This window comes from Nonomuraea indica, assembly GCF_002850745.1.
Taxonomy (GTDB): Bacteria; Actinomycetota; Actinomycetes; order Streptosporangiales; family Streptosporangiaceae; genus Nonomuraea; species Nonomuraea indica.
Genome location: NZ_KZ559467.1, coordinates 14,722 through 40,523, shown reverse-complemented (window position 1 = coordinate 40,523; position 25,802 = coordinate 14,722). Strand labels below are relative to the sequence as shown.

General features: G+C 70.1%; 34 protein-coding genes. 7 read left to right on the top strand and 27 right to left on the bottom strand.

What is annotated here, in order from left to right; all coding sequences use genetic code 11:
- Positions 1 to 34 precede the first annotated feature (34 nt).
- Genes CXR44_RS04310 through CXR44_RS04295 form a run of 4 tightly spaced genes read left to right on the top strand, consistent with a single transcriptional unit; the run spans position 35 to position 3,422 of the window.
- The gene (locus tag CXR44_RS04310; RefSeq protein ID WP_101783572.1) at positions 35 to 943 is read left to right on the top strand and encodes an ABC transporter ATP-binding protein; all 909 of its coding nucleotides are present in this window, start codon (positions 35 to 37) and stop codon (positions 941 to 943) included.
- On the top strand, positions 936 to 1,793 hold the full coding sequence (locus CXR44_RS04305) for an ABC transporter permease (protein ID WP_101783571.1): 858 nt from the start codon (positions 936 to 938) through the stop codon (positions 1,791 to 1,793). The genes CXR44_RS04310 and CXR44_RS04305 overlap by 8 nt, the downstream gene beginning before the upstream one ends.
- Positions 1,790 to 2,704, top strand: coding sequence for an ABC transporter ATP-binding protein (locus CXR44_RS04300; RefSeq protein ID WP_101783570.1), 915 nt, complete (start codon positions 1,790 to 1,792; stop codon positions 2,702 to 2,704). Before CXR44_RS04305 ends, CXR44_RS04300 begins: the two co-directional genes overlap by 4 nt.
- A 1-nt stretch (position 2,705) precedes the next feature.
- Positions 2,706 to 3,422: an ABC transporter permease gene (locus CXR44_RS04295; protein ID WP_101783569.1), complete on the top strand. Its 717-nt coding sequence runs from the start codon at positions 2,706 to 2,708 to the stop codon at positions 3,420 to 3,422.
- A gap of 62 nt (positions 3,423 to 3,484) precedes the next feature.
- Here CXR44_RS04295 and glmM read toward each other — a convergent pair whose 3' ends face one another.
- Genes glmM through rplM form a run of 3 tightly spaced genes read right to left on the bottom strand, consistent with a single transcriptional unit; the run spans position 3,485 to position 5,824 of the window.
- Positions 3,485 to 4,831, bottom strand: a complete 1,347-nt coding sequence (glmM, locus tag CXR44_RS04290; protein WP_101783568.1) for a phosphoglucosamine mutase — start codon at positions 4,829 to 4,831, stop codon at positions 3,485 to 3,487.
- A gap of 1 nt (position 4,832) precedes the next feature.
- Positions 4,833 to 5,354: a 30S ribosomal protein S9 gene (gene rpsI / locus CXR44_RS04285; protein WP_101783567.1), complete on the bottom strand. Its 522-nt coding sequence runs from the start codon at positions 5,352 to 5,354 to the stop codon at positions 4,833 to 4,835.
- 26 nt (positions 5,355 to 5,380) lie between these two features.
- Positions 5,381 to 5,824 carry a 50S ribosomal protein L13 gene (rplM, locus tag CXR44_RS04280; RefSeq protein WP_101783566.1) on the bottom strand — a complete coding sequence of 148 codons (444 nt, stop codon included), beginning with the start codon at positions 5,822 to 5,824 and terminating at the stop codon, positions 5,381 to 5,383.
- Positions 5,825 to 6,133: 309 nt separating this feature from the next.
- On the opposite strand from rplM, the gene CXR44_RS04275 reads away from it, so the two are divergent.
- Both CXR44_RS04275 and CXR44_RS39270 read left to right on the top strand, forming a co-directional pair.
- Positions 6,134 to 6,892: a CAP domain-containing protein gene (locus CXR44_RS04275; RefSeq protein WP_144069855.1), complete on the top strand. Its 759-nt coding sequence runs from the start codon at positions 6,134 to 6,136 to the stop codon at positions 6,890 to 6,892.
- Between the two features lie 23 nt (positions 6,893 to 6,915).
- A complete protein-coding gene (locus tag CXR44_RS39270) occupies positions 6,916 to 8,742 on the top strand; it encodes a hypothetical protein (protein WP_101783564.1) in 1,827 nt (608 codons plus the stop codon).
- 959 nt (positions 8,743 to 9,701) lie between these two features.
- On the opposite strand, the gene CXR44_RS04265 is transcribed toward CXR44_RS39270, so the two are convergent.
- A complete protein-coding gene (locus CXR44_RS04265) occupies positions 9,702 to 9,995 on the bottom strand; it encodes a hypothetical protein (protein WP_101783563.1) in 294 nt (97 codons plus the stop codon).
- Positions 9,996 to 10,335: 340 nt separating this feature from the next.
- On the opposite strand from CXR44_RS04265, the gene CXR44_RS04260 reads away from it, so the two are divergent.
- Complete coding sequence (locus tag CXR44_RS04260) at positions 10,336 to 11,742, top strand: hypothetical protein (RefSeq protein ID WP_144069854.1); 1,407 nt, start codon at positions 10,336 to 10,338, stop codon at positions 11,740 to 11,742.
- Here the strand turns inward: CXR44_RS04260 and truA are convergent.
- The 23 genes from truA to rplN all read right to left on the bottom strand — a co-directional run bounded on the left by truA (position 11,707) and on the right by rplN (position 25,622).
- Entirely contained in the window at positions 11,707 to 12,615 is a 909-nt protein-coding gene (gene truA / locus CXR44_RS04255) for a tRNA pseudouridine(38-40) synthase TruA (RefSeq protein WP_101784172.1), read from the bottom strand. The genes CXR44_RS04260 and truA overlap by 36 nt on opposite strands.
- Positions 12,616 to 12,730: 115 nt before the next feature.
- Positions 12,731 to 13,282, bottom strand: a complete 552-nt coding sequence (gene rplQ / locus CXR44_RS04250; protein WP_101783561.1) for a 50S ribosomal protein L17 — start codon at positions 13,280 to 13,282, stop codon at positions 12,731 to 12,733.
- A gap of 144 nt (positions 13,283 to 13,426) precedes the next feature.
- A complete protein-coding gene (locus tag CXR44_RS04245) occupies positions 13,427 to 14,443 on the bottom strand; it encodes a DNA-directed RNA polymerase subunit alpha (protein WP_101783560.1) in 1,017 nt (338 codons plus the stop codon).
- 100 nt (positions 14,444 to 14,543) lie between these two features.
- Complete coding sequence (rpsD, locus tag CXR44_RS04240) at positions 14,544 to 15,170, bottom strand: 30S ribosomal protein S4 (RefSeq protein WP_101783559.1); 627 nt, start codon at positions 15,168 to 15,170, stop codon at positions 14,544 to 14,546.
- 20 nt (positions 15,171 to 15,190) lie between these two features.
- Entirely contained in the window at positions 15,191 to 15,595 is a 405-nt protein-coding gene (gene rpsK / locus CXR44_RS04235) for a 30S ribosomal protein S11 (protein WP_020542285.1), read from the bottom strand.
- Between the two features lie 45 nt (positions 15,596 to 15,640).
- Positions 15,641 to 16,021, bottom strand: a complete 381-nt coding sequence (gene rpsM / locus CXR44_RS04230) for a 30S ribosomal protein S13 (protein WP_080043219.1) — start codon at positions 16,019 to 16,021, stop codon at positions 15,641 to 15,643.
- 235 nt (positions 16,022 to 16,256) lie between these two features.
- Positions 16,257 to 16,370 (bottom strand): 50S ribosomal protein L36, encoded by a 114-nt coding sequence (gene rpmJ, locus CXR44_RS04225; protein ID WP_003956441.1) that lies wholly within the window; start codon positions 16,368 to 16,370, stop codon positions 16,257 to 16,259.
- Between the two features lie 24 nt (positions 16,371 to 16,394).
- On the bottom strand, positions 16,395 to 16,616 hold the full coding sequence (gene infA / locus CXR44_RS04220; protein WP_012887858.1) for a translation initiation factor IF-1: 222 nt from the start codon (positions 16,614 to 16,616) through the stop codon (positions 16,395 to 16,397).
- A gap of 723 nt (positions 16,617 to 17,339) precedes the next feature.
- Positions 17,340 to 17,753: a hypothetical protein gene (locus CXR44_RS04215; protein ID WP_101783558.1), complete on the bottom strand. Its 414-nt coding sequence runs from the start codon at positions 17,751 to 17,753 to the stop codon at positions 17,340 to 17,342.
- A gap of 100 nt (positions 17,754 to 17,853) precedes the next feature.
- Positions 17,854 to 18,285 (bottom strand): DUF1707 SHOCT-like domain-containing protein, encoded by a 432-nt coding sequence (locus CXR44_RS04210; protein ID WP_101783557.1) that lies wholly within the window; start codon positions 18,283 to 18,285, stop codon positions 17,854 to 17,856.
- Positions 18,286 to 18,301: 16 nt separating this feature from the next.
- Positions 18,302 to 19,111, bottom strand: a complete 810-nt coding sequence (gene map, locus CXR44_RS04205; RefSeq protein WP_101783556.1) for a type I methionyl aminopeptidase — start codon at positions 19,109 to 19,111, stop codon at positions 18,302 to 18,304.
- Positions 19,112 to 19,222: 111 nt separating this feature from the next.
- Positions 19,223 to 19,873: an adenylate kinase gene (locus CXR44_RS04200; RefSeq protein WP_101783555.1), complete on the bottom strand. Its 651-nt coding sequence runs from the start codon at positions 19,871 to 19,873 to the stop codon at positions 19,223 to 19,225.
- Positions 19,873 to 21,183: a preprotein translocase subunit SecY gene (gene secY / locus CXR44_RS04195; protein ID WP_101783554.1), complete on the bottom strand. Its 1,311-nt coding sequence runs from the start codon at positions 21,181 to 21,183 to the stop codon at positions 19,873 to 19,875. Before secY ends, CXR44_RS04200 begins: the two co-directional genes overlap by 1 nt.
- A 171-nt stretch (positions 21,184 to 21,354) precedes the next feature.
- A complete protein-coding gene (gene rplO, locus CXR44_RS04190; RefSeq protein ID WP_101783553.1) occupies positions 21,355 to 21,810 on the bottom strand; it encodes a 50S ribosomal protein L15 in 456 nt (151 codons plus the stop codon).
- Between the two features lie 2 nt (positions 21,811 to 21,812).
- Entirely contained in the window at positions 21,813 to 21,995 is a 183-nt protein-coding gene (gene rpmD, locus CXR44_RS04185) for a 50S ribosomal protein L30 (RefSeq protein ID WP_020542293.1), read from the bottom strand.
- Between the two features lie 2 nt (positions 21,996 to 21,997).
- Complete coding sequence (gene rpsE, locus CXR44_RS04180) at positions 21,998 to 22,627, bottom strand: 30S ribosomal protein S5 (RefSeq protein ID WP_091090115.1); 630 nt, start codon at positions 22,625 to 22,627, stop codon at positions 21,998 to 22,000.
- A gap of 25 nt (positions 22,628 to 22,652) precedes the next feature.
- Complete coding sequence (gene rplR / locus CXR44_RS04175) at positions 22,653 to 23,036, bottom strand: 50S ribosomal protein L18 (protein WP_101783552.1); 384 nt, start codon at positions 23,034 to 23,036, stop codon at positions 22,653 to 22,655.
- Positions 23,037 to 23,038: 2 nt separating this feature from the next.
- Positions 23,039 to 23,581 carry a 50S ribosomal protein L6 gene (rplF, locus tag CXR44_RS04170; RefSeq protein WP_101783551.1) on the bottom strand — a complete coding sequence of 181 codons (543 nt, stop codon included), beginning with the start codon at positions 23,579 to 23,581 and terminating at the stop codon, positions 23,039 to 23,041.
- Between the two features lie 16 nt (positions 23,582 to 23,597).
- Complete coding sequence (rpsH, locus tag CXR44_RS04165) at positions 23,598 to 23,996, bottom strand: 30S ribosomal protein S8 (RefSeq protein WP_080043229.1); 399 nt, start codon at positions 23,994 to 23,996, stop codon at positions 23,598 to 23,600.
- Between the two features lie 189 nt (positions 23,997 to 24,185).
- Positions 24,186 to 24,371, bottom strand: a complete 186-nt coding sequence (locus CXR44_RS04160; RefSeq protein ID WP_020542298.1) for a type Z 30S ribosomal protein S14 — start codon at positions 24,369 to 24,371, stop codon at positions 24,186 to 24,188.
- A gap of 2 nt (positions 24,372 to 24,373) precedes the next feature.
- Positions 24,374 to 24,949 (bottom strand): 50S ribosomal protein L5, encoded by a 576-nt coding sequence (gene rplE / locus CXR44_RS04155; protein WP_101783550.1) that lies wholly within the window; start codon positions 24,947 to 24,949, stop codon positions 24,374 to 24,376.
- Positions 24,949 to 25,251 carry a 50S ribosomal protein L24 gene (rplX, locus tag CXR44_RS04150; RefSeq protein ID WP_101783549.1) on the bottom strand — a complete coding sequence of 101 codons (303 nt, stop codon included), beginning with the start codon at positions 25,249 to 25,251 and terminating at the stop codon, positions 24,949 to 24,951. The genes rplE and rplX overlap by 1 nt, the downstream gene beginning before the upstream one ends.
- Positions 25,251 to 25,622 (bottom strand): 50S ribosomal protein L14, encoded by a 372-nt coding sequence (gene rplN, locus CXR44_RS04145; protein WP_043623452.1) that lies wholly within the window; start codon positions 25,620 to 25,622, stop codon positions 25,251 to 25,253. Before rplN ends, rplX begins: the two co-directional genes overlap by 1 nt.
- Positions 25,623 to 25,802 lie beyond the last annotated feature (180 nt).

Here is a 25,802-nt window from a genome sequence, read left to right as displayed (position 1 = left end):
GCGGCGGCCCGGACCCGCGGGTAGGGTCCGGATCATGCACATCCTCGACACCGAGGGGCTGACCAGACGCTTCCCGACCGTCACGGCGCTCGATGGGCTCACGGTGACCACCGGGCCCGGCGTGACGGGCCTCGTGGGAGCCAACGGGGCGGGCAAGTCGACGCTCATCAAGATCCTGCTCGGCCTGCTCCCGCCCACCTCGGGCAGCGCGCGGGTGCTCGGCCTCGACGTCACGACGAAGGGCGCGCAGATCCGCGGGCTCGTCGGCTACATGCCCGAGCACGAGTGCCTGCCGCCCGACGTCTCCGCCACCGAGCTGGTCGTCCACCTCGCCCGCATGTCCGGGCTGCCGCGCACGGCCGCCCGCGAGCGGGCCGCCGACGTGCTGCGCCACGTCGGGCTGGCCGAGGAGCGCTACCGCGCCGTCGGCGGCTACTCCACCGGCATGAAACAGCGGGTGAAGCTGGCCCAGGCCCTGGTGCACGACCCCAAACTGATCTTCCTGGACGAGCCGACCAACGGGCTCGACCCCCGCGGGCGCGACGAGATGCTGACCCTGATCCGGCGCATCGGCACCGAGTTCGGCATCAGCGTGCTCGTCACCTCCCACCTGCTCGGCGAGCTCGAACGCATCTGCGACCACGTGATCGTCATCGACGGCGGCCGGCTGCTGCGCTCCTCCGCGATCGCCGACTTCACCCAGACCACCCAGAGCGTCACCGTCGAGGTGGACGAGGGCACCGGAGCGCTGGCCGAGCGGCTGACGCAGCTGGGCCACGGCGTCACCCCGCACGGGCGGATGCTGCTGGTCCAGGTCGGCGGCCCCGAGACGCTCGACGCCATCCGCGACGCCGCCGCCGACCTCGACCTCTGCCTCATCCGGCTGGAGCAGGGCCGCCACCGCATCGAGGACGTCTTCAAGGACGAGGCCGCGCATGTCTGAGATCTACGACATCGGCTACCGCCACTACGACGGCCCGCGCCTGGGGCGGGGGCACGCCACGCGCGCGCTCACGGTCCACACCCTGCGGGGCGTCTTCGGGCTCGGCCGCACCGCCCGCGGCAAGATCGTGCCGTTCGGCCTGGTCGCCATCATGCTGCTGCCCGCCATCGTGTCGATCGCGATGATGGCCCTGCTGGGGCAGCGGGGCCTGTCCTACAGCTCGTTCGCGGTGGTCATGCAGGCCGTGGTGGCCATCTTCCTGGCCGCGCAGGCGCCCACCGCGGTGGCGCCCGACCTGCGCTTCCGGGTGCTGCCGCTCTACCTGTCGCGGCCGGTCACGATCACCGAGTACGTCACCGCCAAGGTCGTGGCGATGACCGCGGCGCTGTTCGCGCTGGTCGCGGTGCCGCTGACCCTCATGTACGTGGGCGAGTTGCTCGTCGACCTCGACGGGCCGCCCGCGACCAAGGAGTACCTGGGCGCCCTGGCGACCGGGCTGCTGCTCGCGCTGCTGCTGTCGTCGTTCGGCCTGGCCCTGGCCTCGTTCACGCCGCGGCGCGGGCTGGGCGTGGCCTCGGTGATCACCGTCTACCTGCTGTCCTCCGCCTCGGTCCCGATCGTCTACGCCATGCTCGAGTCCTCCGGCAACGACGCGGCCGCCCGCTGGGCCTGGCTGCTCAACCCGTTCTGGCTGGTCGACGCCGTGCAGGCGTGGCTGTTCGGCTCCGTGCCCAACGCCGACGGCGACGGCTACCCCGCCGGGCCGGTCTCCGGCGTCCTCGTCGTCGCGCTCATCGCCGCCGCGCTGGCGGCCCTCGCGCTCCGCTACCGGAAGGCGGCCTCGCGGTGAAGATCGTGCTCTCCCAGGCCTCCCGGTGGTACGGCAACGTCGTCGCGGTCAACGACGTGACCATGACCATCGGGCCCGGCGTCACCGGGCTGCTCGGCCCCAACGGGGCGGGCAAGTCGACGCTCCTGCACATGATGGCCGGCTTCCTCGCCCCGTCGGGCGGAACGGTCACCCTGGACGGCACCCCCGTCTGGAAGAACCACCACATCTATCGAAATATCGGTCTCGTCCCTGAACGGGAGGGCGTGTACGGCTTCCTCACCGGCTGGCAGTTCGTCCTGTCGGCGGCGAAGCTGCAGGGCCTGCCCGACCCGGTCGAGGCCGCCCGCAAGGCGCTGGCCACGGTGGAGATGGAGGAGCCCAAGGACCGCCGCGTCGAGACGTACTCCAAGGGCATGCGCCAGCGGGTGAAGGTCGCCGCCGCGCTCGTCCACGACCCGGCGGTGCTGCTGCTCGACGAGCCGTTCAACGGCATGGACCCGCGCCAGCGGATGCACCTGATGGACCTCATCCGGACGATGGGCGCCGGAGGCAGGACGATCCTGTTCAGCTCGCACATCCTCGAAGAGGTCGAGCGCGTCGCCCAGCACATCGAGGTCCTCGTCGCGGGCCGGCACGCCGCCTCGGGCGACTTCCGGGACATCCGCCGGCTGATGACCGACCGGCCCCACCTGTTCAGGATCCGCTCCAGCGACGACCGCAGGCTCGCCGCCAGGCTGATGCTCGACAGCTCCGCGGGCGGCGTCACCCTCCGGCCCGACGGGCTGGAGGTGCAGGCCGTCGAGTTCCGCCGGTTCGCCCGGCTCCTGCCCCAGGTCGCCCGCACCGAAGGCATCCGCCTGCACGAGGTCTCCCCCGCCGACGAGGACCTGGAAAGCGTGTTCTCCTACCTGATCAACCGGAGCGCCTGACATGAACCCCGTCGTAGCCGGTATCACCTACCGGGCGCTGCTCGGGCGGCGGCGGATCGTGCTGCTGCTCCTGCTGCCGCTCGGCCTGCTCGGCCTGGCCGTGCTGCTGCGCCTGACCGGCAACGCCGACCAGCGCTACGCCACGCTGCTGATGGAGAACTTCGCCCTCGGCACGATGCTGCCGCTGCTCGGCCTCATCGTCGGCACCGGCGTCATCGCCCCGGAGATCGACGACGGCACCGTCATCCACCTGATGTCGAAGCCGATCTCCCGCCCGGTCATCGCGCAGACCAAGTTCCTGGTGGCGGCGTCGCTGCTGGTGGTGTTCGCCGCGCTGCCGACCTACCTCGCCGTCTGGCTGCTGGTGCGCAACGAGGACGGCATGGCGGCCGGGTTCGCCGCCGGGTCGCTGGTCGCCGGCGTCGCCTACGCGGCGGTGTTCCTGCTGCTCGGCGTCGTCACCCGGCACGCGGTGACGATCGGCGTCGTGTACGCCCTGGTCTGGGAGAGCCTCGTCGGCAACTTCGTCCCGGGAGCCCGCAAGTTCTCGATCCAGCAGTGGGGGCGGACGGTCGCCGACCAGATCTCCACCTCGGTCTACCTCAAGGCCGAGATCGCGCTCGGCTTCGCGGCCCCGGCCCTGGTCATCGCCACCGTGGTGGCCGTCGTCTGGGCCGGCCTGCGGCTGCGCGCCTTCTCCCTCACCGGCGACGAGTAGGCCGGAGAACGCCCCGACCGGGCACGGCACGCGGAGCGCGGGCCGTACCCGGTCGGAGAGCGTCAGACGCAGACGGTGCGCACCACGCCGGCGAGGTGCTCGGCCACCTTGGTGGCCTGGTCCTCCGAGGAGGCCTCGACCATGACGCGGATCATCGGCTCCGTGCCGCTCGGCCTGATCAGCACCCGGCCCGTGTCGCCCAGCTCCGTCTCGGCCTCGGCGACCGCCGACGCCAGCGCGGCCGACCTGGCCTTGCCCTTGTCGACGTCCGTGACGTTGATGAGCACCTGCGGCAGCGGCGTCATGATGGCGGCCAGCTCGCGCAGCGACCGGCCCGAGGAGGCGACGACCGCCAGCAGGTGCAGCGAGGTCAGCAGCCCGTCACCGGTGGTGGCGTGGTCGAGCATGATGACGTGGCCCGACTGCTCACCGCCCAGGTTGTAGCCGTCGGCCTTCATCCGCTCCAGCACGTAGCGGTCGCCCACGGCGGTCTCGACCACGTGAATGCCCGCCTCGCGCATCGCCAGCTTGAAGCCCAGGTTGGACATCACGGTCGCGACCACGGTGTCCTTGGCCAGCTCGCCCCCGGCGTGCATGGCGGCGGCCAGGATCGCCATGATCTGGTCGCCGTCGACCACCGCGCCGGTGTGGTCGACCGCCAGGCAGCGGTCGGCGTCGCCGTCGTAGGCGATGCCGACGTCGGCGCCGCGCGAGACGACGACCTGACTCAGCTTGTCGAGGTGGGTCGAGCCGTGACCGGCGTTGATGTTGAGCCCGTCGGGCCTGGCCCCGATGGCCTCGACCGAGGCCCCGGCCCGCAGCAGCGCCTCCGGCGCCACCATGTGCGCGGCCCCGTGGGCGCAGTCGACGACGACGTGCAGCCCGTCGAGCCCGCCACGCGCCGTGGACAGCACGTGGGTGATGTAGCGGTCGGCCTCACCGTAGGCGTCGCGCACCCGGCCCACGGCCGAGCCGACGGGGAAGCTCCAGTCCTCGCCCAGCCGCCGCTCGATCTCGTCCTCGACCGCGTCGGACAGCTTGAAACCGCCGCGGGCCAGGAACTTGATCCCGTTGTCGGGAGCCGGGTTGTGCGAGGCCGACAGCATGACGCCGAGGTCGGCGCCGAGCGCGGCGGTGAGGTGGGCGACGGCCGGGGTGGGCAGCACGCCAAGGCGCAGCACATCCACTCCGGACGACGCGAGGCCGGCGACCACGGCGGCCTCGAGAAACTCTCCCGAGGCACGCGGGTCCCGGCCTACGACCGCTATCGGACGGCGTCCGGTAGCGGTGAACGCGCCTGCATCGCCGAGGACGTGAGCCGCCGCGACCGCGAGGTCCATGGCGAGCTCAGCCGTGAGGTCGCGTCCCGCGACCCCACGTACCCCGTCGGTGCCGAAAAGACGCGCCAACTTAGCGCTTGCTGTACTGCGGAGCCTTGCGGGCCTTCTTGAGGCCGTACTTCTTCCGCTCCGTGGCGCGGGCGTCACGGGTGAGGAAGCCGGCCTTCTTCAGCGGCGGCCGGTTGACCTCGACGTCCAGGATCGCGAGCGCGCGGGACAGGCCCATGCGCAGCGCGCCGGCCTGGCCGGTCACGCCGCCGCCGTCGATGCGCGCGATGACGTCGAACGCCTCCTCGGCGCCGAGGACCACGAAGGGCTCGTTGACGATCTGCTGGTGAACCTTGTTGGGGAAGTACGTGTCCAGCGAACGACCGTTGATCGTCCACTTGCCGGTGCCGGGGACGATGCGCACGCGGGCGATCGCCTCCTTGCGGCGGCCGGTGCCGTACGAGTTGCCCGTGGTCACGGGCTTGCGCACGGGAGCGTCAGCGCTGGCGGCGGATTCGGTGGTGTACTCGGAAGGGAACTCCTCGCCGGAGAAGTCCTCCAGCTCGGCCTCGACGGCCGTCTCGACACCGGTGGGCTCAGCCACGGTTCTCCTCTGAATCTTTCGAACTACTACTGGGCGATCTGGGTGATCTCGAACGGCACCGGCTGCTGAGCCTGGTGCGGGTGCTCGGCACCCGCGTAGACCTTCAGCTTCTTGGCCATCTTCCGGCCGAGGGAGTTCTTGGGCAGCATTCCCTTGACGGCCTTCTCGACGGCCTTCTCCGGCCGCTTCTCCATGAGCTCTCCGTAGCTCACGGAGCGCAGACCGCCCGGGTAGCCCGAGTGGCGGTAGGCCTTCTTCTGCTCAAGCTTGTTACCACTGAGCGCGACCTTGCCCGCGTTGATGACGATGACGAAGTCACCGGCGTCGACGTGGGGGGCGAAGATCGGCTTGTGCTTGCCGCGGAGCAGGGTCGCGACGTGGCTGGCCAGCCGGCCCAGCACGACATCGGTCGCATCGATGACGTACCACTGACGCTGGACGTCGGCGGGCTTCGGTGAGTACGTGCGCACGGTCGTAGCCTTCTTTTGCTCGCGTCTTCGGCGCGCTGCCGGATGCGGCAGCGCTGGGGTCGGTCGGTGCGGGCACACGACGGCCCGGACCTTCCGTCTCCGCACAGATGGGAGATGACGCCGGACGCGCCGCGCATCGGTCACGCTGGACCTATGCACACAACGAACGATTAGGTTACCCGCCCTGGCGGGCGCAGGTCAAAAGACCGGTAACCCTGAGCGAGTCTACCCGACCACAGAACGGTTCTATTTCGGTTCCCGGCAACCCCTTCTTCACCAGGACCCGACCTCTCTATCGTTGACCGCGGTATGCGGCAGACCTCTCACACCCGGCACACCCAGCGAAGCGCCCGGCGCCGGAGTCACCTGGGTGTCGTGGTCTGCCTCATGGCGGCCCTGTTCTTCACCGGCGTGCTGCTCGGAAGGCTGAGCGACGACGCCGCCCCGGCCGGGCACATCTACCTCAACGAGACCGCGCCGCCCGCCGCCGCCAAGGCCACCACCCCCTCGCCCAGGAAGGCGCAGTCGCACGTGGGCCGGATCGAGCGCGAGGAGACGACCGAGGTGCCCCGCGGCCAGTCGTCCCGGAGCCGGAGCACCAGGCCGTCGGCCTCGCCGACGGACGAGGTGCGGGGCTTCACCGTCGACGACCCGGCCCGGACGCTCGGCGGCGAGGAGATCCGGTCCGTGCCGGACATGGCGTCCAAGGTCGTCTCGCTCACCAACTCCGCCCGGGCCAAGAAGGGCTGCAGGCCGCTGCGCGTCGACCGCGGGCTGACCCGCTCCGCCCGCGCGCACTCGCTGGAGATGGCCAGGAGCGGCCGTTTCGCGCACGACTCCCCCGACGGATCGTCGCCGTGGGATCGGATGGAGCGGGCCGGCTACCAGGCCGGCGCCGCCGAGAACATCGGCCGCGGCTACACCAGCCCCGAGGAGGCGGTCAGCGGATGGCTGGGCAATCCCGCCCACCGCCAGAACATCCTCAACTGCAGGATCAGGGCCATCGGCGTCGGCGTGGTCCACGGCCCGGGCGGGCCGTGGTGGACTCAGGACTTCGGATACTCCTGAGGCGTCGCGGTAATGTCACCCGCATGGCTTTCCCCGACGACCGCGAAGACAACACGGAGAGCGCGCCGCGCCGCTTCCTGAGGAAGAAGCGCGGCGACGACACCGGCGGTGCCGCTCCGCGTTCGCGCAAGGATCGCAAGAAGGCCGCCGACACGGACGACACGTTCGGCATGACCGACCCCTTCGGCGCCGACCCCTTCGGCGCGGGCTCGTCCGACCCCTTCGGCGGCGGCCCCGGCGCTCCGGGCTCCTTCGGCGCGGGGGGCAGCGACACGGACTTCTTCGGCGCCCCGTCCGCCCGCGACCCCTTCGACACCGCCGCCTCCCGGCCCGGCGGCCCCCACGGGCCCGGCGGCTCTCGCGGTCCCGGCGGCTCCCACGACGCCGGAGGCTTCAACGGCCCCGGCGGACCCGGCGGTCCTGGCAATCCTGGCGGCTTCAACGGCCCCGGCGGCCCCGGCGGTCCTGGCGGCTTCAACGGCCCCGGCGGCCCCGGCGGCCCCGGTTCCGGTCCCGGCGGCTTCAACGGCCCCGGCGGGCCCGGGCGCGGCGCACCTGGTGCAGGTGGGCCGGGCACTGGCGGGCCGGGCGCAGGGGGGCCCGGCGCGGGGACACCGGGACCGGGCGACGGCCCCTCGCGTCGCGAGTCCTTCGCGCAGGGCGGCCCCCAGCGCGACCCCTTCGACACCGGAGCCCCCGGATCGGGCCCGGCCCGCGGCCTGTTCGACGCCGGACCGTCCGGACCAGGAGCCCCCGGTCCGGGCGCCCGCGGCCCCTTCGACACCGGCGCCCCCGGTGAGCCCGGCGCCGGCCAGGGCTCCCGCGGCTCCGACCCCGGCTCCCGCGGCTCCGACGCCAACGGCCCCGGCACGCGCGGACGCGACCCCTTCGACACCGCGGCCCCCGGTGCGGACCCCGCGGAGCCGGGCGCCCGCGGGCGCGACCCGTTCGACGCCCCGTCCGCCGGATCCGGCCCCTCCCGCGCCGGCTCCCGCAGGCGGGCGCCCTTCGGCGCCGGATCGGACAAGCCCGGAGCGGCAGGCGCGGCCTCCCAGGAGACAGAAGCGGCCGGGGACGGAAAGGGCGACGACGGCGCCAGGACCACCCAGCGCCAGACGTGGAGCCCGTACGCCGAGGGGCCGCGTTCCCGTGGGCCGCTCTGGTTCGTCCTCGGCGGCGTCGCGGTGCTCGGCCTGCTGGTGGGCGGTCTCGTCATGATGTTCAAGGCGGGCGAGGAGGAGTCCACCGTCGCCCAGACGACCCGCCGCACCTCGGCCCCGCTGCCGTCGGCCCCGCCCGGCAAGTACGCCTACGCCGGCAGCCGCAAGACGGATCCCGAGCCGCTCACGGTCAAGGAGCTCTTCCCGGCCAAGAAGATCACCGTCTCCGGACGCTCGTACCAGATGACGATCACCAGCAAGCTCAAGAAGTGCGCCGACGGGGCCATGGGCGACAAGATGCAGAAGGCGCTCAAGGACGGCAGGTGCACCCAGCTCATCCGCGCCAGCTTCCGTGACAAGGCCGGCAAGGTCATCGGCACGGTCGGCGTGGCCAACCTCAGCACCAGCAAGGCCGCCACCAAGGTCGCCTCCGTCGGCAGCGAGACCAACTACGTCAAGCCGCTGCCGGGCAAGGACGAGGTCACCAAGCTCGTCGGCTCGGGCAGCGGTGGCGCCAACGTCTGGATGCACGGCCACTACGCGGTCATGATCTGGTTCCAGAACAAGGACGGCAGCAAGCCCGACAAGAAGTCCCAGAAGGCGATCACGAGCGCCGTCAAGGACATCACCGGCGCGACCGTCTTCAAGGCGCTGGACGCCCGTTCGATGACAGGTTTCCCGGCGAGCTGAATCCCCTCTTCTAGCGAGAAAAAGGTACGAACCACACGTTCTGCCCGACCGGGAACGCCCATACCGCCGTGACGATCTCCCGTCTCTCGCTAGGCTCCCCTTATGCGTGGCCAGGAACCCGGGTCTGAGCACGATCGTGGGCAAGCCGACGGCTCGGCAGCGGCGACGCCACCGCCGAGCTTCGGCCGCCCCTTCCCACGCCACACCCCGGCGTCGCAGGACACCCCGCCGGACGCGACGTCGCCCGACGATCCGCCGCAGCCGGACACGACGTCCCCACACCTGCCGTTCCCACAGCCGGACGCGACGCCCCCACACCTGCCGTTCCCACAGCCGGACGCGACGCCCCCACACCTGCCGTTCCCACAGCCGGACGCAGGGGGCACCCCCCACGCGCCGTTTCCGCGGCCGGGTGTGACGGGCACCCCCGACGCGCCGGTCCCGCCGCCCCATGGGCTCCAGACCCCGCCTTCCGCCTACGCAGGCTCCTCCCAGCCCCCCATTCCGGCGGCTCCCGCCATGCCACCCGCGGGCCCCGCGACGCAGGGCCTCCCCTCAGGCGACAACACGGCACACCGCCCCACCCCCAGCCCTGCGCATGGCCCCACACCCGCCCCGCCGCACGGTCCCACGCCTCCCCCGGCCCACGGCCCCACGCCTGGCCAGGCGGTCGGCCCGACGGCACCTGGCCCCGTGCCCACCCCGCCGCATGGCGCGGCGGCCGGTCCGGCAGCGGGGTCAGCCGCCGGTTCAGGTGGCGTCGAGCCGCCCGCGGTGCCCGGAGCCGCCGCCCGCACTTCGACGCCTCCTCCCACCGCCCAGGTATGGCCCCCGCAGTCCTCGCCGAGCGGCCTCCCTCCTTCGGCCCCTCATGGGGCGCACGAAGGCGGCCGGCCGACGGGCCCCCTCCCGGCGCCGACCCCTCCCCTCGCGAACCGACCGTCACCTGCCTACTCCGGTCACGCCGCCCACCCCTGGGAAGTCCCGGCGGCCGACGCCGCACCATACGACTGGTACGCCGACGAGCCGCCCACCGAACCCGCGCCCGGCACCCCGCGCTGGGAGCCGCCGCCAGGGTTCACGGCCGCCGCGGCCGGCATGCAGGTGTGGCCGGCCCCCGTCTCCGACACGCCGGCCATGCCCCCGTGGCCGGCCGCGACCGGCGAGCCCGTGCCCGGCCTGGACAGTGACGACACCTCACCCGCCGGGCCCCGCCCGGACTCGGCGACCCCGCCCTCTCCCACCGCGAACACACCCGCACCACCCGCCGTTCCCCGGCCCCCCGCCGGCGCCGACCCGGCCACCCAGGGCGCAGCCCCCCAGGCGACGACGCCGCACGCCGTCGAGACCGCCCCCCACCCGACACCGCAGACGCCCCAGCCCGCCACCGAGCACACCGCAGGCCCGCCTGCGGCACCGAATGACAGGCCCGACACCCGCTCACCGTCCCCGGCGCAGCCCGTCCACGCACCGGACACCCCGCCGGTGGCGGCACGCCCAGCAGGCCTGGGTACCCCGCCAGTGGGGGGACGCCCCGCGCAACCGGAAACCCCGCCGGTCGCGGCACGCCCAGCCGAACCGGGCACCCCGCCAGTGGGGGCGCGTCCGGCCGAACCGGGCGACGTCCCGGTCTGGCCCGCCACCCTCCAGGCCGCCGCCGCGCACCCGCCCGCGCACTCTGCCACCGAGCACCCGACCGGCCCGGAGCCCAGCACAGCGAGCCCGCAGCCCGCCGCCGCCCACCCCACCGACCCACAGCCCGCCACCGCACAACCGGCCCACCCGCAAGCCGTAACCGGACAGCCCACCGACTCACAGCCGCCTGGCCCGCAGGCCGCCACCGGACAGTCGGCGGTGCGGCAGGTTCCCGCCGGCGACGCCGCGCCCGCACCTCGGCCCGGCGACACCACGCCTCCCACCGGCGGACCCGGCATCGAGCCGCCGGCGACCCCGGCCACCCACACAGCGACGGATCCGGGTGGCACGCGGCACCCGGCGGAGCCCCCCGCCGCCCGGCCCGGCGGCGGGGCGACGGCCATGCCGCCCCCGCCTCAGACGGAGGAGCAGCGCCAGGAAGAGCAACTTCCGGAGCTGCCCTTCACTCGCGACATCTGGGGCAAACCCCCCACGCCACCCCCCACCGGCAGGCCGCTCCAGCATCCGCCGACCACGTTCCCCCTGCCCAAGCCCCCGCCTGGCGCCCCCAGCCTGCCGGACGGCCCCTACAAGCAGCTCCCCGTTCCCGCCGGGCCATCGCCCGAGCAGCCCGGAAAGAGCAAGCGGGCCCTGCTCGCGACGGTGGGCGTCCTCGTGCTGGCAGGTGTCGCCACCGGTGGCTTCTTCGCCTATCGCTCGCTGAGCGCGCCCGCGCCCCGCGCCACGACGGCCGCGACCGCGACGACCCAGCCGTCCGCGTCCCCGTCCGCCACCGAGGAGCCGCCCTCCGCCACCCCCGACGTCCCCGCCGCGGCCGTGATCGACTCCGACCGGACCGACCCGAAGAAGATGTCACTGTCCGAGGCGTTCCCGCGCAAGAAGGTGGAGGCGGCGGGCGCCGACTTCACCCGGATCAAGACGCACAACGAGGCGACCTGCCATGAGGCGGCGTCCGGCCCGTTCGCGGAGGCGCTGCGCGACGGCAAGTGCAGCCGGGTCCTGCGCGCGACGTACGTCGACGCCAAGCGGCGCTACGCCGTGACGAGCGGCATCGCCGTCTTCCCCACCAAGGAGGCCGCGCTGCGCGCCGACAGGGCCAAGAACCTGGGCCGCAACGTGTGGTTCCGCCCGCTCCCCGGCCCGGCCGGCAGCGGCGGCGAACGCCTGCACATCGCGGGCGGCTACGCGGCCGGCGTGGTCTGGGGTCGCTACATCGTCTTCAGCTACGCGACCTACGCCGACGGCCACACGCCGGGTGCCAAGGACAAGACGCTGGGAAAGGTGAGCGACGCGTTCCGCGACGAGATGTCACTCGTCCTGGAGCGGCGCATCGCCGACGGCTGAGACGGTGCGCACCCGCCGCGTCGCCGCGGCGCGCGCCGCCAGCTCCTCCGCCGGCGGGTAACCGACCTCCTCCAGGCACAGCCCGTGCGCGGGCGCCACGTGCACGCCCGAGTCGCGTACGGCCCGGGTGAGCACCTGCGCCGGCCACTCGACCAGCTGCCGCCCGTCGCCGACGGCCAGCAGCGCCCCGACGAGCGCCCGGACCATGGAGTGGCAGAACGCGTCCGCCACCACCGTGGCCACCAGCACGCCGTCCGCGTCGCGCGCCCATCTGAGCCGCTGCAGCTCCCTGATCGTGGTCGCCCCTTCCCGCTTCTTGCAGAACGCCGCGAAGTCGTGCTCGCCGAGCAGCCGCGCGGCCGCCGCGTTCATCGCGTCCGGTTCCAGCGGCCGGTTGTGCCAGACGACCTCCCGACGGCGAAGCGGGTCACCACCGCCGGGCGCGTCGCTCACCCGGTACGCGTAACGACGGAACAGAGCGGAGAACCGCGCGTCGAAGCCGTCAGAAGCCACGCAGACCCGATGAACCCGCACATCCTGCTCCAGGACACCGCCCAGCCGCCGCACGAGCGTGGCGAGCCTCTCATCCACGTCCGCGGGCAACTCCGCCTCCACCTCGCCGACCGTGCGGGCGGAGCGGCGGGCGAGTTCGGCCAGGGCCGTCACCGGGAGGTCCACGTGCGCCACCTGCCCGCGGGCGTGCACCCCGGCGTCGGTGCGCCCGGCCACGGTCAGCGCGGGCGGCTCGGCCAGCCGCAGGATCCGGCCGAGCGCCTGCTCGATCTCCCCCTGGACGGTGCGCCGCCCGGGCTGCCGGGCCCAGCCCGAGAATGCGGTGCCGTCGTACCCGAGGTCGAGGCGGAGCCGTACCACGAACTTCCTCCACACGCTGCGCGACACCGGCCCGGTCACGCGACGGGGCCGGAAACGAGAAACGGGCCCGGCGCCCCGTACGGGGAACCGGACCCGATTCGGACTGCCTGGAAGATCAGGCCTCGTCCTTCTTCGCCTCGTCCTTGGACTCGGCGGCGGGAGCCTCGGCCGACTCGTCGGCCTTGGCGGCCGGAGCCTCGTCGGCGGCGGGCGCCTCGGTCGTCTCGGCGGGGGCCTCGGTCTCCTCGGCCTTCGCCGGGGCGGCCGCGGCGGCCGGAGCGTCGGTACGCGAGACGCGGACCGTGTTCAGCGGCTCGGTCACCAGCTCGATGACGGCCATCGGAGCGTTGTCGCCCTTGCGCGGCCCGACCTTGGTGATGCGGGTGTAGCCGCCGGGACGCTCGGCGAAGGTCGTCGCGATCTCGGTGAAGAGGTGGTGGACGACGCCCTTGTCCTTGACGACGGTGAGCACCTGGCGACGGTTGTGGATGTCGCCCTTCTTCGCCTTGGTGATCAGACGCTCCGCCAGCGGACGGAGGCGCTTGGCCTTGGCGACCGTGGTGCGGATCTTGCCGTGGCGGAACAGGTCCGTGGCGAGGTTGGCCAGGATCAGCCGCTCGTGGGCCGGGCTGCCGCCAAGACGTGCGCCCTTGGTGGGCTTGGGCATGGAACTTCTCCTTGTGGGTCAACCCGCCCCGGCCGTGCCAGGTACCGGAGTCGGGCCGGACCGCCGTCGCTCCCGCGGTCCGTTAGTGTCGTCCGCGCCGTGCGGCACGGGGAGAGGTGAGGGCCGCGAGGGCCCTCACCGGGTTCAGTACTGCTCGGTCTCGACGTACGCGCTGTCGTCGTCGTCGTAACCGGCGCCGGCCACCGCGCTCGGGTCGAACCCGGGCGGGGAGTCCTTGAGCGCCAGCGACATCTCGTGCAGCTTCTGCTTGACCTCTTCGATGGACTTCGCACCGAAGTTGCGGATGTCCAGCAGGTCCTGCTCGCTGCGGGCGACGAGCTCACCCACGGTGTGGATGCCCTCGCGCTTGAGGCAGTTGTAGGAGCGGACCGTCAGGTTGAGCTCCTCGATCGGCAGCGCCAGGTCGGCGGCCAGGGCCGCGTCGGTCGGCGACGGGCCGATGTCGATGCCCTCGGCCTCGACGTTGAGCTCACGGGCCAGGCCGAACAGCTCGACGAGGGTCTTGCCGGCGGAGGCCACCGCGTCGCGGGGCTTCATCGCCGCCTTGGTCTCGACGTCGAGGATCAGACGGTCGAAGTCGGTGCGCTGCTCGACTCGGGTCGCCTCGACCTTGTAGGTGACCTTGAGCACCGGGGAGTAGATCGAGTCGATCGGGATGCGCCCGATCTCCTGGCCCGGCTGCTTGTTCTGGGCGGCGGAGACGTAGCCGCGACCGCGCTCGACGGTCAGCTCCATCTCCAGCTTGGCCTTGCTGTTGAGCGTGGCGATGCGCAGCTCGGGGTTGTGCACCTCGACACCGGCCGGCGGCGCGATGTCGGCGGCGGTGACCTCACCCGGGCCCTGCTTGCGCAGGTACATCACGACCGGCTCGTCGTGCTCGGAGGAGACGACGAGCTCCTTGAGGTTGAGGATGATGTCGGTGACGTCTTCCTTGACCCCGGGAACGGTCGAGAACTCGTGCAGCACGCCCTCGATGCGGATGCTCGTCACGGCCGCGCCCGGAATGGACGACAGCAGCGTGCGGCGCAGAGAGTTGCCGATGGTGTAGCCGAAGCCCGGCTCCAGCGGCTCGATGACGAACCGGGACCGGGTCTCGTCGATCGACTCTTCGAGAAGAGTCGGGCGCTGAGCGATCAGCATGCGGGTCTCCCCTGTTCGTGTGGCGCCCGCCATATGACGCCACTCCGATGTACAAGCTTAGATGGCGTACGGCGGACCGTACGCCATCTGGAAGCGAGGACTACTTGGAGTAGTACTCGACGATGAGCTGCTCCTGGACCTGGGTGTCGATCTGCTGCCGGACGGGCAGCTGGTGCACCAGGATGCGGAGCTTGTCGGGCACGACGCCCAGCCAGGCCGGGACCGTGCGCTCGCCGGCGGTGGCGCGGGCCACCTCGTACGGCATGAGGTTGCGCTTGCTCTCGCGGACCTCGATGATGTCGTGCTCGCGCACGCGGTACGACGGGATGTCGACCTTCTTGCCGTTCACGGTGATGTGACCGTGACGGACCTGCTGGCGAGCGGCGTCACGCGACTGGGCGAAGCCGGCGCGGTAGACGACGTTGTCGAGACGGCTCTCCAGGATCTGGAGCAGCACCTCACCCGACTTGCCGCTCTTGCCCGCAGCCTCCTCGTAGTAGTTGCGGAACTGCTTCTCGAGGACGCCGTAGATGCGACGGGTCTTCTGCTTCTCGCGAAGCTGGAGCTGGTACTCGGTCTCCTTGGGACGACCGCGGCCGTGCTCACCCGGCGGGTAGGGGCGGATCTCGATGGGGCACTTGGCGGACTCGCACTTGCTGCCCTTGAGGAAGAGCTTGGTCTTCTCACGACGGCAGAGCTTGCAGTCCGCGCCCGTGTAACGAGCCATTTCTCAATCTCTCCTGGAATTCAGACGCGGCGGCGCTTCGGCGGACGGCAGCCGTTGTGCGGAACCGGGGTGACGTCCTGGATCGAACCCACCTCGAGGCCGGTGGCCTGGAGGGAGCGGATCGCGGTCTCACGGCCGGAGCCGGGACCCTTGACGAAGACGTCGACCTTGCGCATGCCGTGCTCCATGGCGCGGCGGGCGGCGTTCTCGGCGGCCATCTGAGCGGCGAACGGGGTGGACTTACGGGAGCCCTTGAACCCGACGTGGCCCGCGCTGGCCCAGGAGATCACGTTGCCGTTGGGGTCCGTGATCGAGACGATCGTGTTGTTGAACGTGCTCTTGATGTGGGCGTGCCCGTGAGCGACGTTCTTCTTCTCCTTGCGGCGCACCTTCTTCGGCGCACCCTGACGGCTCTTAGGAGGCATCCTTTGCCTTCACTCCTGAGGTGTTCGGTCTCGCGGCTGCGCGGACTACTTCTTACCGGGCTTCTTCTTGCCGGCCACGGTCTTCTTCTTGCCCTTGCGGGTGCGCGCGTTGGTCTGCGTGCGCTGGCCGTGGACGGGCAGGCCCTTACGGTGCCGGATGCCCTGGTAGCAACCGATCTCGATCTTGCGGCGGATGTCGGCCTGGACCTCGCGGCGCAGGTCACCCTCGATCTTGAAGTTCGCCTCGATGTAGTCACGCATCGGGACGAGCTCGGTGTCGCTGAGCTGGTGCACGCGCAGGTCGCCGCTGACGCCCGTCGCCTCAAGGATCTCCTTGGCGCGGGTGCGGCCGATTCCGTAGATGTAGGTGAGAGCGATCTCCAGCCGCTTCTCGCGGGGGAGGTCGACGCCAACCAGGCGGGCCATGGTCGGGCATTCTCCTTCGGTGTGGCGGAGGTCTTGCGCCTCACTACCCCTCCCCATGCCCGGGGTGAGGGCCCCGGCCTCCGACCGGGGGTCTCCTGAGTGGTACGGCCCGCTGCCGCCGGGCCGGAACCCGGTGACGCCGCCTGCTCAGGTGTGACGCGCTATTACTGACTCAGGCTCCTCATGCGTCGAGCCCGCTCCCTGCTGGGGCGGACTCGGAGGAGCCGTGCGGCGACTAGCCCTGGCGCTGCTTGTGGCGCAGGTTGTCGCAGATCACCATGACGCGACCGTGCCGGCGGATCACCTTGCACTTGTCGCAGATCTTCTTGACGCTCGGCTTTACCTTCATTGTCCTTCGTGTTCCTCAGACGTCTTACTTGTATCGGTAGACGATCCGCCCACGACTGAGGTCGTAGGGGCTCAGTTCCACGACCACCCGGTCGTCAGGCAGAATCCGGATGTAGTGCATCCGCATCCGTCCGCTGATGTGGGCCAGGACCTTATGGCCGTTGTCGAGCTGCACCCGGAACATGGCGTTCGGGAGCGACTCGACCACAGTGCCCTCGATCTCGATGGCGCCGTCTTTCTTGGCCAAAATCCCTCGCGTTTCACTGATCGATCGTCTGAGGCTCCGGTTCACTAAGCAGCCGCGACCTCGCGCTTCGAAGAGAGCGGCGACCGGCAAAGACCGCCGACGCGCGATGGTCATAGTGAGCCGACTAAGGAGTGTACGACACCTGAGCCTAAAACGCGAAACGCGTGCCAGGTGTCCTGACACAACCATGAGCCAGTTTACCCCACACCGCCGCCCGCCCGGCCCATCCGCCCGCGGCTGCGGCCGCGCGCGCGGCACTCTGGGCGGGTGTCGCGCGTGGCCGGGCGCGCCGCCGGAGCGGGCGTCGCACGCGACGGGCGCGCCACCGGAGCGGAGTGTCGCGCGACTGGTGCACCGCCGGAGCGGAGTGCCCCGCGTGACCGGTGCACCGCCGGAGCGGGTGTGGCACGCGGCCACACGGCTCCGGAGCGGGCGTCGCACGCGACCGGCCGGACGGGCGAAGGCCCGCCGGGACGCCCGGCGGGCCTTCGCTCCTCGATCCTGTGCGCCCTGCGGTCACTTCGAGCCTGTGCGCCCTGCGGCCACTGTGACGGGTCACCGCGCCGCGCCACCGTGACGCGCCATGGCCACATCCTGCCGAGCCCCCGCACTGCGCCCCCGTGCGGCTCCCCGCCGCTCGCGGGAGCCGGCAGTGCGACGCTACGGGAGGAACCCCGGGCTCGACGGCCCCGGCCGGACGCCCGCCGGCACGGTCACCCCACGTCAGTAGATGCGGTGCACCTTGCCGCACGCGGTGAACTTCCCGCCCCAGCAGGTGTAGGTGTAGAGCTTCTTGATGCCCTTCTTGGACCAGGTGCCGGTGTGCGAGCCGTCCCACTTCAGGGCGAACTTCCCGCCGCCCCCACCGTGGAGCTCGTACCGGAACCAGACCCAGCCGGCCCGCTTCGTGAACTCCTTGCCGTACCACTTGGTGTGGACCTTGCCCTTCGACTTCCAGGTGTAGCCGTAGGTGTAGGCCTTATGGTCGGCCGAGTAGAACTTGCCCCACTTGTGCACGGGCGCCGTCTGGGAGGCGGCGGCGACGGGAGCGGTGGCGGCCTGGGCGACGGGGGCCGTGAGCGCGAGGCCGGTGAGCACCGAGCCGGCGAGGGCGGCGGCGGCGAGGATCTTACGCATGTCTTCCTCCGATGAGGGGTGTCTGTTCGGACACCGCTCACGTTAGGAAGATTCGCCGCGCCGTTCTGTGGAGGAATGCGCAGAATGCACTTGTACGCACTCAGGACTTCTTCTTGTCGTCGTCCCCGCCGAAGATGCTGCTGACGAGCAGAATGACGCCCCACGGCCCCATCACCCACAGCGGCCACGGGTAGACCATGTCGCCGGACGTGACGCTGATGATCAGCCAGATCGCCCAGTTGATCGAGCTGGCCATCGCCCAGGCGCCCCACGCGGCGCGCATGCCGGCGTGCTGCTTCTTCTGGACCGACGCCTCCGGCACCTTCGCGACCTGGTGCCGGCTCAGGTCCACGTCCGGCAGGTCGGCGGTCAGCCGGGCCAGCTCGCCCCGCGTCTTGCTCTTGTAGAGCAGCTCCAGCCGTTCGTTGAACTCGTCCATGGTGAGGCGCCCCACCGCGGTGTGCTCCCGGAGCACGGCGGCGACCCGGTCGCGCTCGACGTCGGAGGCCCGCATCTCGGGGCTTTGCGACATGCCCACCACTCCCCGGCTAGTTATGCAGTTGCGCCAGGCGCTCCGCGCCGCCGTCCAGGGCGGTCAGCACCCAAGGTCCATTATGTGTCACGGCGACGCTGTGCTCGAAGTGCGCGGAGTGCTTGCCGTCGATCGTCACGACCGTCCAGTCGTCGGCCAGGACGCGTGTCCGCTCCGTGCCCAGGTTGACCATGGGCTCGATGGCCAGGCACATGCCCTCCTCCAGGGTGGGGCCCCGCCCCGGGCGGCCGTGGTTGGCGATCCACGGCTCCATGTGCATCTCGGTGCCGATGCCGTGGCCGCCGTACTCCGGGGGGATCCCGAAGCGGCCCTGCGACCGGACGTACTTTTCGATCTCGTGGCCGATGTCGGAGAGCCGCCGGCCGGCCGTGAGCGCGGCGATGCCCCGCCACATCGCCTCCTCGGTGACCCGCATCAGCTCGGTGAGCTGCGGATCGACCTCTCCGACGGGCACCGTCACCGCGGAGTCGCCGTGCCACCCGTCGAGGATGGCGCCGCAGTCGATGGAGATGATGTCGCCCTCGCGAAGCTTGCGGGCGTTCGTCGGGATGCCGTGGACCACCTCGTCGTTGACCGAGGCGCAGATGGTCGCCGGGAACCCCTGGTAGCCCTTGAACGACGGGACGGCCCCCTCGTCCCTGATGGCCTTCTCGGCGATGACGTCGAGGTCGAGCGGAGTCATCCCGGGCTCGACCACCCGCTTCAGCAGATCCAGCGTGCGCCCGACGACGAGGCCGGCAGCGCGCATCTTGTCGAGCTGCTCGGCCGTCTTGATCTGAATTCCATGCCTGTTCTTCTTGAACACGTCTCGGCACCCCCAGGGTATGCAACGGGCGGACGCGGGAGCCCAATTCCCCCACAATAGCCGCGAGGTGGCACGAAAACTCGTGCCACCTCGGACAGTCGATTCTTACAGCTAGCCCATGAACGGACGGATGGCCTCCATGGCCCGCTGGGTGACCTCCTCGACCGGGCCCGTCGCGTCGACCCCGACCAGGATGCCCTCGTCGGCGTAGTAGGCGACGAGGGGCGCCGTCTGCTCCTGGTAGACCTCCAGGCGGTGCCGGATGGTCTCTTCCTTGTCGTCGTCCCGCTGGAACAGCGACCCGCCGCAGGCGTCGCACAGGTCGTCCTGCTTGTCGTCGAACTCGACGTGCCAGATGCGCCCGCACTGGCTGCAGGTGCGCCGGCCGGCCAGCCGCCTGACCACCTCGTCGTCGTCGACCACGAGTTCGAGCACCAGGTCGAGGGCCTGGCCCCATTCCTTGAGCATGTCGCGCAGGATCTCGGCCTGCGGCACGTTGCGGGGGAAGCCGTCGAGCAGGAAACCGTCCTGCGCGTCGTCCTCCGAGAGGCGGTCACGGACCATGGCGATGGTCACCTTGTCGGGCACCAGGTCGCCGCGGTCCATGTAGGTCTTGGCCAACTTGCCGAGCTCCGTGCCGCCAGAGACGTTGGCACGGAAAATGTCACCTGTCGAGATCTTCGGGATGGACAGGTTGGATGCGATGTACTGGGCCTGCGTCCCCTTTCCCGCTCCGGGGGGCCCGACCAGAACGAGGCGCACTACCGCAGGAAGCCTTCGTAGTTACGCTGCTGAAGCTGGCTCTCGATCTGCTTGACCGTGTCCAGGCCGACACCAACCATGATCAGAATGCTCGTCCCTCCGAACGGGAAGTTCTGGCTCGCACCGGCCACCGAGAGCGCCACGATCGGGACCATGGAGATGAGACCCAGATAGAGCGCGCCGGGCGCGGTCAGACGGGTGAGCACGAAGTTCAGGTATTCAGCCGTCGGCCGGCCCGGACGGATGCCCGGAATGAACCCACCGTACTTCTTCATGTTGTCGGCCACTTCAGGGGGGTTGAACGTGATGGACACGTAGAAGTACGTGAAGAACACGATCAACACGAAGAACGTGACCATGTAGATCGGCGTGTCGCCCGTGGCGAGGTTCTGCGAGAGCCACTGCACGACCACGTTGGGGTTCTCGGCGTTGGCGAACAGCGAGGTCACCAGCTGCGGCAGGTAGAGCAGCGACGAGGCGAAGATGACCGGGATGATGCCGGCCTGGTTGACCTTCAGCGGGATGTAGGTGGACGTGCCGCCGTACATCCTGCGGCCGACCATCCGCTTGGCGTACTGCACCGGGATGCGGCGCTGCGCCTGCTCCACGAAGACCACGGCGGCGATCATGAAGACGCCGACCACCATGACCACGGCGAAGGTGAACTTGTTGGCCTGGAAGATGTTGGCCAGCTCGGACGGGAAGATCGAGACGACGGAGGTGAAGATCAGGATCGACATGCCGTTGCCCACGCCGCGGTCGGTGATGAGCTCACCCAGCCACATGATGACGGAGGTGCCGGCGGTCATGATGATGACCATCGTGACGATCTGGAAGACGTCGTCGGGGTTGATCAGCACGCTCTGCTGACAGTCGGGAAAGAGCTGACCGGAGCGCGCGAGCGCGATGAAGGCGGTGGACTGCAGGACGCCGAGGCCGATCGTCAGATAACGCGTGTACTGCGTGATCTTGGCCTGGCCCGACTGCCCTTCCTTCTTCAACGCCTCAAGACGTGGGATCACGACGACGAGCAGCTGGAGGATGATGCTCGCGGTGATGTACGGCATGATGCCGAGAGCGAAGATCGACAGCTTCAGCAGCGCGCCGCCGCTGAACAGCTGGACCATTCCGTAAACGCTGCCGGCCGCGCCGCTGCGGGCCTGGTCGTAACAGGCGGCGAGATTTTCGACGTGAACGCCTGGAGTCGGAAGCACCGAGCCAAGGCGGAACAGCGCGATGATGCCCAGAGTGAAGAGCAACTTCTTGCGCAGGTCCGGCGTCCGGAACGCCCGGGTAAACGCGGTCAGCACGGTCCCTCCTGCGCGCCTTTACGGCGATGTGAGTATGCGATGGAGCGGGGATCTGCCATCTGAAGTCTCAGGTACAAACGAGCAGGACAGAATCCTGCCGTCTCGCGAACTCTAACGCACTACGGGCGTGGAGGCCCATTGTCAGGGCCTCCACGCCTCGTCATAGCGAAACTACAGCTCGGTAACGGAGCCACCAGCAGCGGCGATCTTCTCCTTCGCGGCGGCCGAGAAGGCGTGCGCCTGCACGTTGACCGCGACGGAGATCTCGCCGGTGCCCAGCACCTTGACGAGCTGGTTCTTGCGAACAGCACCCTTGGCGACCAGCGTCTCGACGGTGACGTCGCCACCCTCGGGGAACAGCTCGCCGAGCCTGTCCAGGTTGACGACCTGGTAGGTCGTCTTGAACAGCGCGTTGGAGAAGCCCTTGAGCTTCGGCAGACGCCTCTGCAGCGGCACCTGGCCACCCTCGAACCCGAGGTGGACGCCGGTGCGCGCCTTCGTGCCCTTGGTGCCGCGACCGGCGGTCTTGCCCTTGGACGCCTCGCCGCGACCCTTGCGGATCTTGGCCTTGTTGGCGCCAGGGGCGGGACGCAGGTCGTGAATCTTGAGCGGAGCCTTGTCAGTCATGACTAGTCGACCTCTTCCACCTCGACGAGGTGCGTCACCACGGCGACCATCCCGCGAATCTCGGGCCGGTCCTCCTTGACGACGACATCGCCGATTCGCTTCAGGCCAAGCGAACGCAGCGAGTCACGCTGGTTCTGCTTGCCACCGATCTTCGAGCGAACCTGAGTGATCTTCAGGCGTGCCATGACTAGCTCACCGCCTTCGCCGCGGCGGCCTCGGCGAGGCCCTCACGCTGAGCCTTGAGCATCCGGGCCGGCGCGACGTCCTCGATCGGCAGGCCACGGCGGGCGGCGATCTCCTCGGGCCGGGACAGGCCCTTCAGAGCCGCCACGGTGGCGTGCACGATGTTGATCGGGTTGTCGGAGCCGAGCGACTTGGAGAGCACGTCGTGGATGCCGGCGCACTCCAGGACCGCGCGCACCGGGCCACCGGCGATGACGCCGGTACCGGCCGAGGCCGGACGCAGGAAGACGACACCGGCCGCCTCCTCGCCCTGCACGGTGTGCGGGATCGTGCCCTGGATGCGAGGCACCTTGAAGAAGTGCTTCTTCGCCTCTTCGACGCCCTTGGCGATGGCCGCGGGGACTTCCTTGGCCTTGCCGTAGCCGACGCCGACCAGGCCGTTGCCGTCACCGACGACGACGAGGGCGGTGAAGCTGAAGCGACGACCACCCTTCACGACCTTGGCCACTCGGTTGATCTTCACTACGCGCTCGATGTACGAGACGCCCTTGTCGGCGGCGCCACCGCGGCGATCGTCACGACGGTCCCGCCGCTCGCCACCGGTGCCGCCACCGCGACGCGGAGCTGCAGCCATCAGTGGTTCCTCTTCTCAGTTGCCATCAGAACTCGAGCCCGCCTTCGCGGGCGCTGTCCGCCAGGGCCGCGATGCGACCGGCGTAGCGGTTGCCACCGCGGTCGAAGACGACCGCCGTGATCCCGGCTTCCTTGGCCCGCTGAGCGAGGAGCTCGCCGACCTTCTTGGCCTTCTCCGTCTTGTCGGCCTCGAGCGAGCGCAGCGCGGGGTCCATGGTGGACGCGCTGACCAGCGTGTGGCCGACGGTGTCGTCCACGATCTGGACGAACATGTGACGGGTCGAACGGTTGACGACCAGGCGCGGGCGCGCGGTCGTGCCGACGACGTTCTTGCGGACGCGGCGGTGACGGCGGGCCCGCGAGACGGTGCGGGCAGCCGTGTGCTTGCTGAACGCAGTCTTCGGAGCCATGCCTACTTACCAGCCTTTCCGACCTTGCGGCGGATCTGTTCGCCCTGGTAGCGCACGCCCTTGCCCTTGTACGGGTCGGGCTTGCGCAGCTTGCGGATGTTGGCCGCGACCTCGCCGACCTTCTGCTTGTCGATGCCGTCCACGTGGAACAGGGTCGGCTTCTCGACACGGAAGGTGACGCCCTCGGGGGCGTCCACGATGACCGGGTGACTGAAGCCCAGCGCGAACTCCAGCTGCGTCGGGCCCTTGGCCTGGACGCGGTAACCGACACCGACGATCTCCAGGGTCTTGGAGTAGCCCTGGGTGACGCCCTGCACCATGTTGGCGATGAGCGTCCTGGACAGGCCGTGCAGCGCACGGACCTTGTTCTCGTCGTTGGGGCGGGTGACGGCGATGGAGCCGTCGTCGTCCCGAGCCACCGTGATGGGCTCGGCGACCGTGTGAGAAAGCGTGCCCTTCGGGCCCTTGACCTGGACATCCCGGCCGTCGATCGTGATGTCTACGCCGTTGGGCACAGGGATGGGCAGCCGTCCGATTCGCGACATGCTGTGTTCCTCCCCTCTACCAGACGTAGGCGAGGACTTCCCCGCCCACACCACGCTTGCCGGCCTGCTTGTCCGTCATGAGACCGTGGGACGTCGAGATGATCGCGACGCCCAGCCCTCCCAGGACGCGGGGCAGGTTGTCCTTCTTCGCATAGACCCGCAGACCGGGCTTCGACACCCGGCGCAGGCCCGAGAGCGACCGCTCACGGGTCGGCCCGAACTTGAGCTCCACCACGAGGTTCTTGCCAACCTTGGCGTCCTCGACGGTCCAAGCCTGGATGTAACCCTCCTGCTGGAGGATCTCGGCGATGTGCGCCTTGATCTTCGAGTACGGCATCGACACGCTGTCGTGGTACGCCGAATTCGCGTTGCGCAGACGCGTGAGCATGTCTGCGATCGGGTCGGTCATCGTCATGGCCAGTGGCCTTCCTCGCCGCGGTTTCCAGTCGGCCAAGCTTCCAGTGCCTCAGCACTGCTCTGCCGGTGGACCTTCGGCGTGGTCATGGGCGCTCCGCGTCGGAGCGCCCGGGGTTTGACAGTGAATATGTACGGCCCGCTGAGCAGCGACCGCTCGGGGGCGACGTGGCGCCGCCCCCAAGACTAGCTACCAGCTGGACTTGGTGATGCCAGGCAGCTCGCCCCGGTGCGCCATCTCACGGAAGCAGACGCGGCACAGGCCGAACTTCCTGTAGACGGCGCGCGGCCGGCCGCAGCGCGAGCACCGCGTGTAGGCCCGGACCTCGAACTTCTGCTTGCGCCCCGCCTTGGCGATCAGCGACTTCTTCGCCATGATCAGGCCTCCTTGAAGGGGAACCCGAGGAGCTTCAGCAGCGCCCGGCCCTGGTCGTCGTTCTTCGCGGTGGTCACGATCGTGATGTCCATGCCTCGCGGCCGGTCCACCTTGTCCTGGTCGACCTCATGGAACATGACCTGCTCGGTCAGACCGAAGGTGTAGTTGCCGTTGCCGTCGAACTGCTTGGGCGACAGGCCGCGGAAGTCCCGGATGCGGGGCAGCGCCAGCGACAGCAGCCTGTCGAGGAACTCCCACATGCGGTCGCCACGGAGCGTGACGTGCGCGCCGATCGGCATGCCCTCGCGCAGCTTGAACTGGGCGATGGACTTGCGGGCGCGGACGACGGCCGGCTTCTGGCCCGTGATCACGGTCAGGTCGCGAACGGCGCCCTCGATGAGCTTGGAGTCACGAGCCGCCTCGCCGACACCCATGTTGACCTTGATCTTCACCAGGCCGGGGATCTGCATGACGTTCTCGATGCCGAACTGCTCACGAAGCTGGGCCGCGATCTCCTCGCGGTACTTCGTCTTGAGGCGCGGCGTCGGGCGCTCGGTCTCTGTGGTCGTGGCGGTCATCAGCTGTCCTCACCCGTCTCGTCGGCCTTCTTGTCGTCGGCCTTCTTGTCGGCGGGCTTGTCGTCCTTGAGCTTCTTCACGTTGCTCACATGGATGGGGCCCTCCATGGTCTGCACGCCGCCCGTCTTGGCGCCGCGCGGACCCTGGTGGGTCTCCTTGCCATGCTTGGTGATCATGTTGACGCCCTCGACCACCACGCGCTCGTCGCCCGGGTGGGTGGCGATCACGCGACCCTTGGCGCCCTTGTTCTTGCCGGCGATGACCTGAACGAGGTCACCCTTCTTGACGTGCAGCTTCGACATCACAGCACCTCCGGCGCGAGCGAGATGATGCGCATGAACTTCTTGTCACGCAGCTCACGGCCGACCGGGCCGAAGATACGGGTGCCGCGAGGGTCACCGCTGTCCTTGATGATGACGGCGGCGTTCTCGTCGAAACGGATGTAGGAGCCGTCGGGCCGGCGGCGCTCCTTGACCGTGCGGACGACGACGGCCTTGACCACATCGCCCTTCTTGACGCCCGTGCTGCCGGGCAGCGCGTCCTTGACAGTGGCGACGATGACGTCGCCGATACCGGCGTAGCGTCGGCCCGAGCCACCGAGAACACGGATGCAGAGGATCTCCTTGGCACCCGTGTTGTCGGCGACCTTGAGCCGCGACTCCTGCTGGATCACGTTCAACTCCTGTTAGTCGCGCCGGTTCTCACTCACGTGAGCCTGGCGGAACCTGCTGTTGTCTTGGTCCTCCGGCCACAGCCCCCCGAAGGGGGCCGCACCGCAGGCGACGCGAGAGGTCTCACGTCCTTGGACACCGTCATGGGGGGTGTCTCCACCCCCCACGAGGCGCGGTATATC

Excerpts from the sequence above, each read along its gene's own strand:
- CXR44_RS04310 (WP_101783572.1), top strand. The coding sequence starts at position 35 with ATGCACATCCTCGACACCGAGGGGCTGACCAGACGCTTCCCGACCGTC.
- CXR44_RS04305 (WP_101783571.1), top strand. The coding sequence starts at position 936 with ATGTCTGAGATCTACGACATCGGCTACCGCCACTACGACGGCCCGCGC.
- CXR44_RS04295 (WP_101783569.1), top strand. The coding sequence starts at position 2,706 with ATGAACCCCGTCGTAGCCGGTATCACCTACCGGGCGCTGCTCGGGCGG.
- CXR44_RS04275 (WP_144069855.1), top strand. The coding sequence starts at position 6,134 with ATGCGGCAGACCTCTCACACCCGGCACACCCAGCGAAGCGCCCGGCGC.
- CXR44_RS39270 (WP_101783564.1), top strand. The coding sequence starts at position 6,916 with ATGGCTTTCCCCGACGACCGCGAAGACAACACGGAGAGCGCGCCGCGC.
- rplQ (WP_101783561.1), bottom strand. The coding sequence starts at position 13,282 with ATGCCCAAGCCCACCAAGGGCGCACGTCTTGGCGGCAGCCCGGCCCAC.
- CXR44_RS04245 (WP_101783560.1), bottom strand. The coding sequence starts at position 14,443 with ATGCTGATCGCTCAGCGCCCGACTCTTCTCGAAGAGTCGATCGACGAG.
- rpsD (WP_101783559.1), bottom strand. The coding sequence starts at position 15,170 with ATGGCTCGTTACACGGGCGCGGACTGCAAGCTCTGCCGTCGTGAGAAG.
- rpsK (WP_020542285.1), bottom strand. The coding sequence starts at position 15,595 with ATGCCTCCTAAGAGCCGTCAGGGTGCGCCGAAGAAGGTGCGCCGCAAG.
- rpsM (WP_080043219.1), bottom strand. The coding sequence starts at position 16,021 with ATGGCCCGCCTGGTTGGCGTCGACCTCCCCCGCGAGAAGCGGCTGGAG.
- rpmJ (WP_003956441.1), bottom strand. The coding sequence starts at position 16,370 with ATGAAGGTAAAGCCGAGCGTCAAGAAGATCTGCGACAAGTGCAAGGTG.
- CXR44_RS04215 (WP_101783558.1), bottom strand. The coding sequence starts at position 17,753 with ATGCGTAAGATCCTCGCCGCCGCCGCCCTCGCCGGCTCGGTGCTCACC.
- CXR44_RS04210 (WP_101783557.1), bottom strand. The coding sequence starts at position 18,285 with ATGTCGCAAAGCCCCGAGATGCGGGCCTCCGACGTCGAGCGCGACCGG.
- rplO (WP_101783553.1), bottom strand. The coding sequence starts at position 21,810 with ATGACTGACAAGGCTCCGCTCAAGATTCACGACCTGCGTCCCGCCCCT.
- rpmD (WP_020542293.1), bottom strand. The coding sequence starts at position 21,995 with ATGGCACGCCTGAAGATCACTCAGGTTCGCTCGAAGATCGGTGGCAAG.
- rpsE (WP_091090115.1), bottom strand. The coding sequence starts at position 22,627 with ATGGCTGCAGCTCCGCGTCGCGGTGGCGGCACCGGTGGCGAGCGGCGG.
- rplR (WP_101783552.1), bottom strand. The coding sequence starts at position 23,036 with ATGGCTCCGAAGACTGCGTTCAGCAAGCACACGGCTGCCCGCACCGTC.
- rplF (WP_101783551.1), bottom strand. The coding sequence starts at position 23,581 with ATGTCGCGAATCGGACGGCTGCCCATCCCTGTGCCCAACGGCGTAGAC.
- rpsH (WP_080043229.1), bottom strand. The coding sequence starts at position 23,996 with ATGACGATGACCGACCCGATCGCAGACATGCTCACGCGTCTGCGCAAC.
- CXR44_RS04160 (WP_020542298.1), bottom strand. The coding sequence starts at position 24,371 with ATGGCGAAGAAGTCGCTGATCGCCAAGGCGGGGCGCAAGCAGAAGTTC.
- rplE (WP_101783550.1), bottom strand. The coding sequence starts at position 24,949 with ATGACCGCCACGACCACAGAGACCGAGCGCCCGACGCCGCGCCTCAAG.
- rplX (WP_101783549.1), bottom strand. The coding sequence starts at position 25,251 with ATGTCGAAGCTGCACGTCAAGAAGGGTGACCTCGTTCAGGTCATCGCC.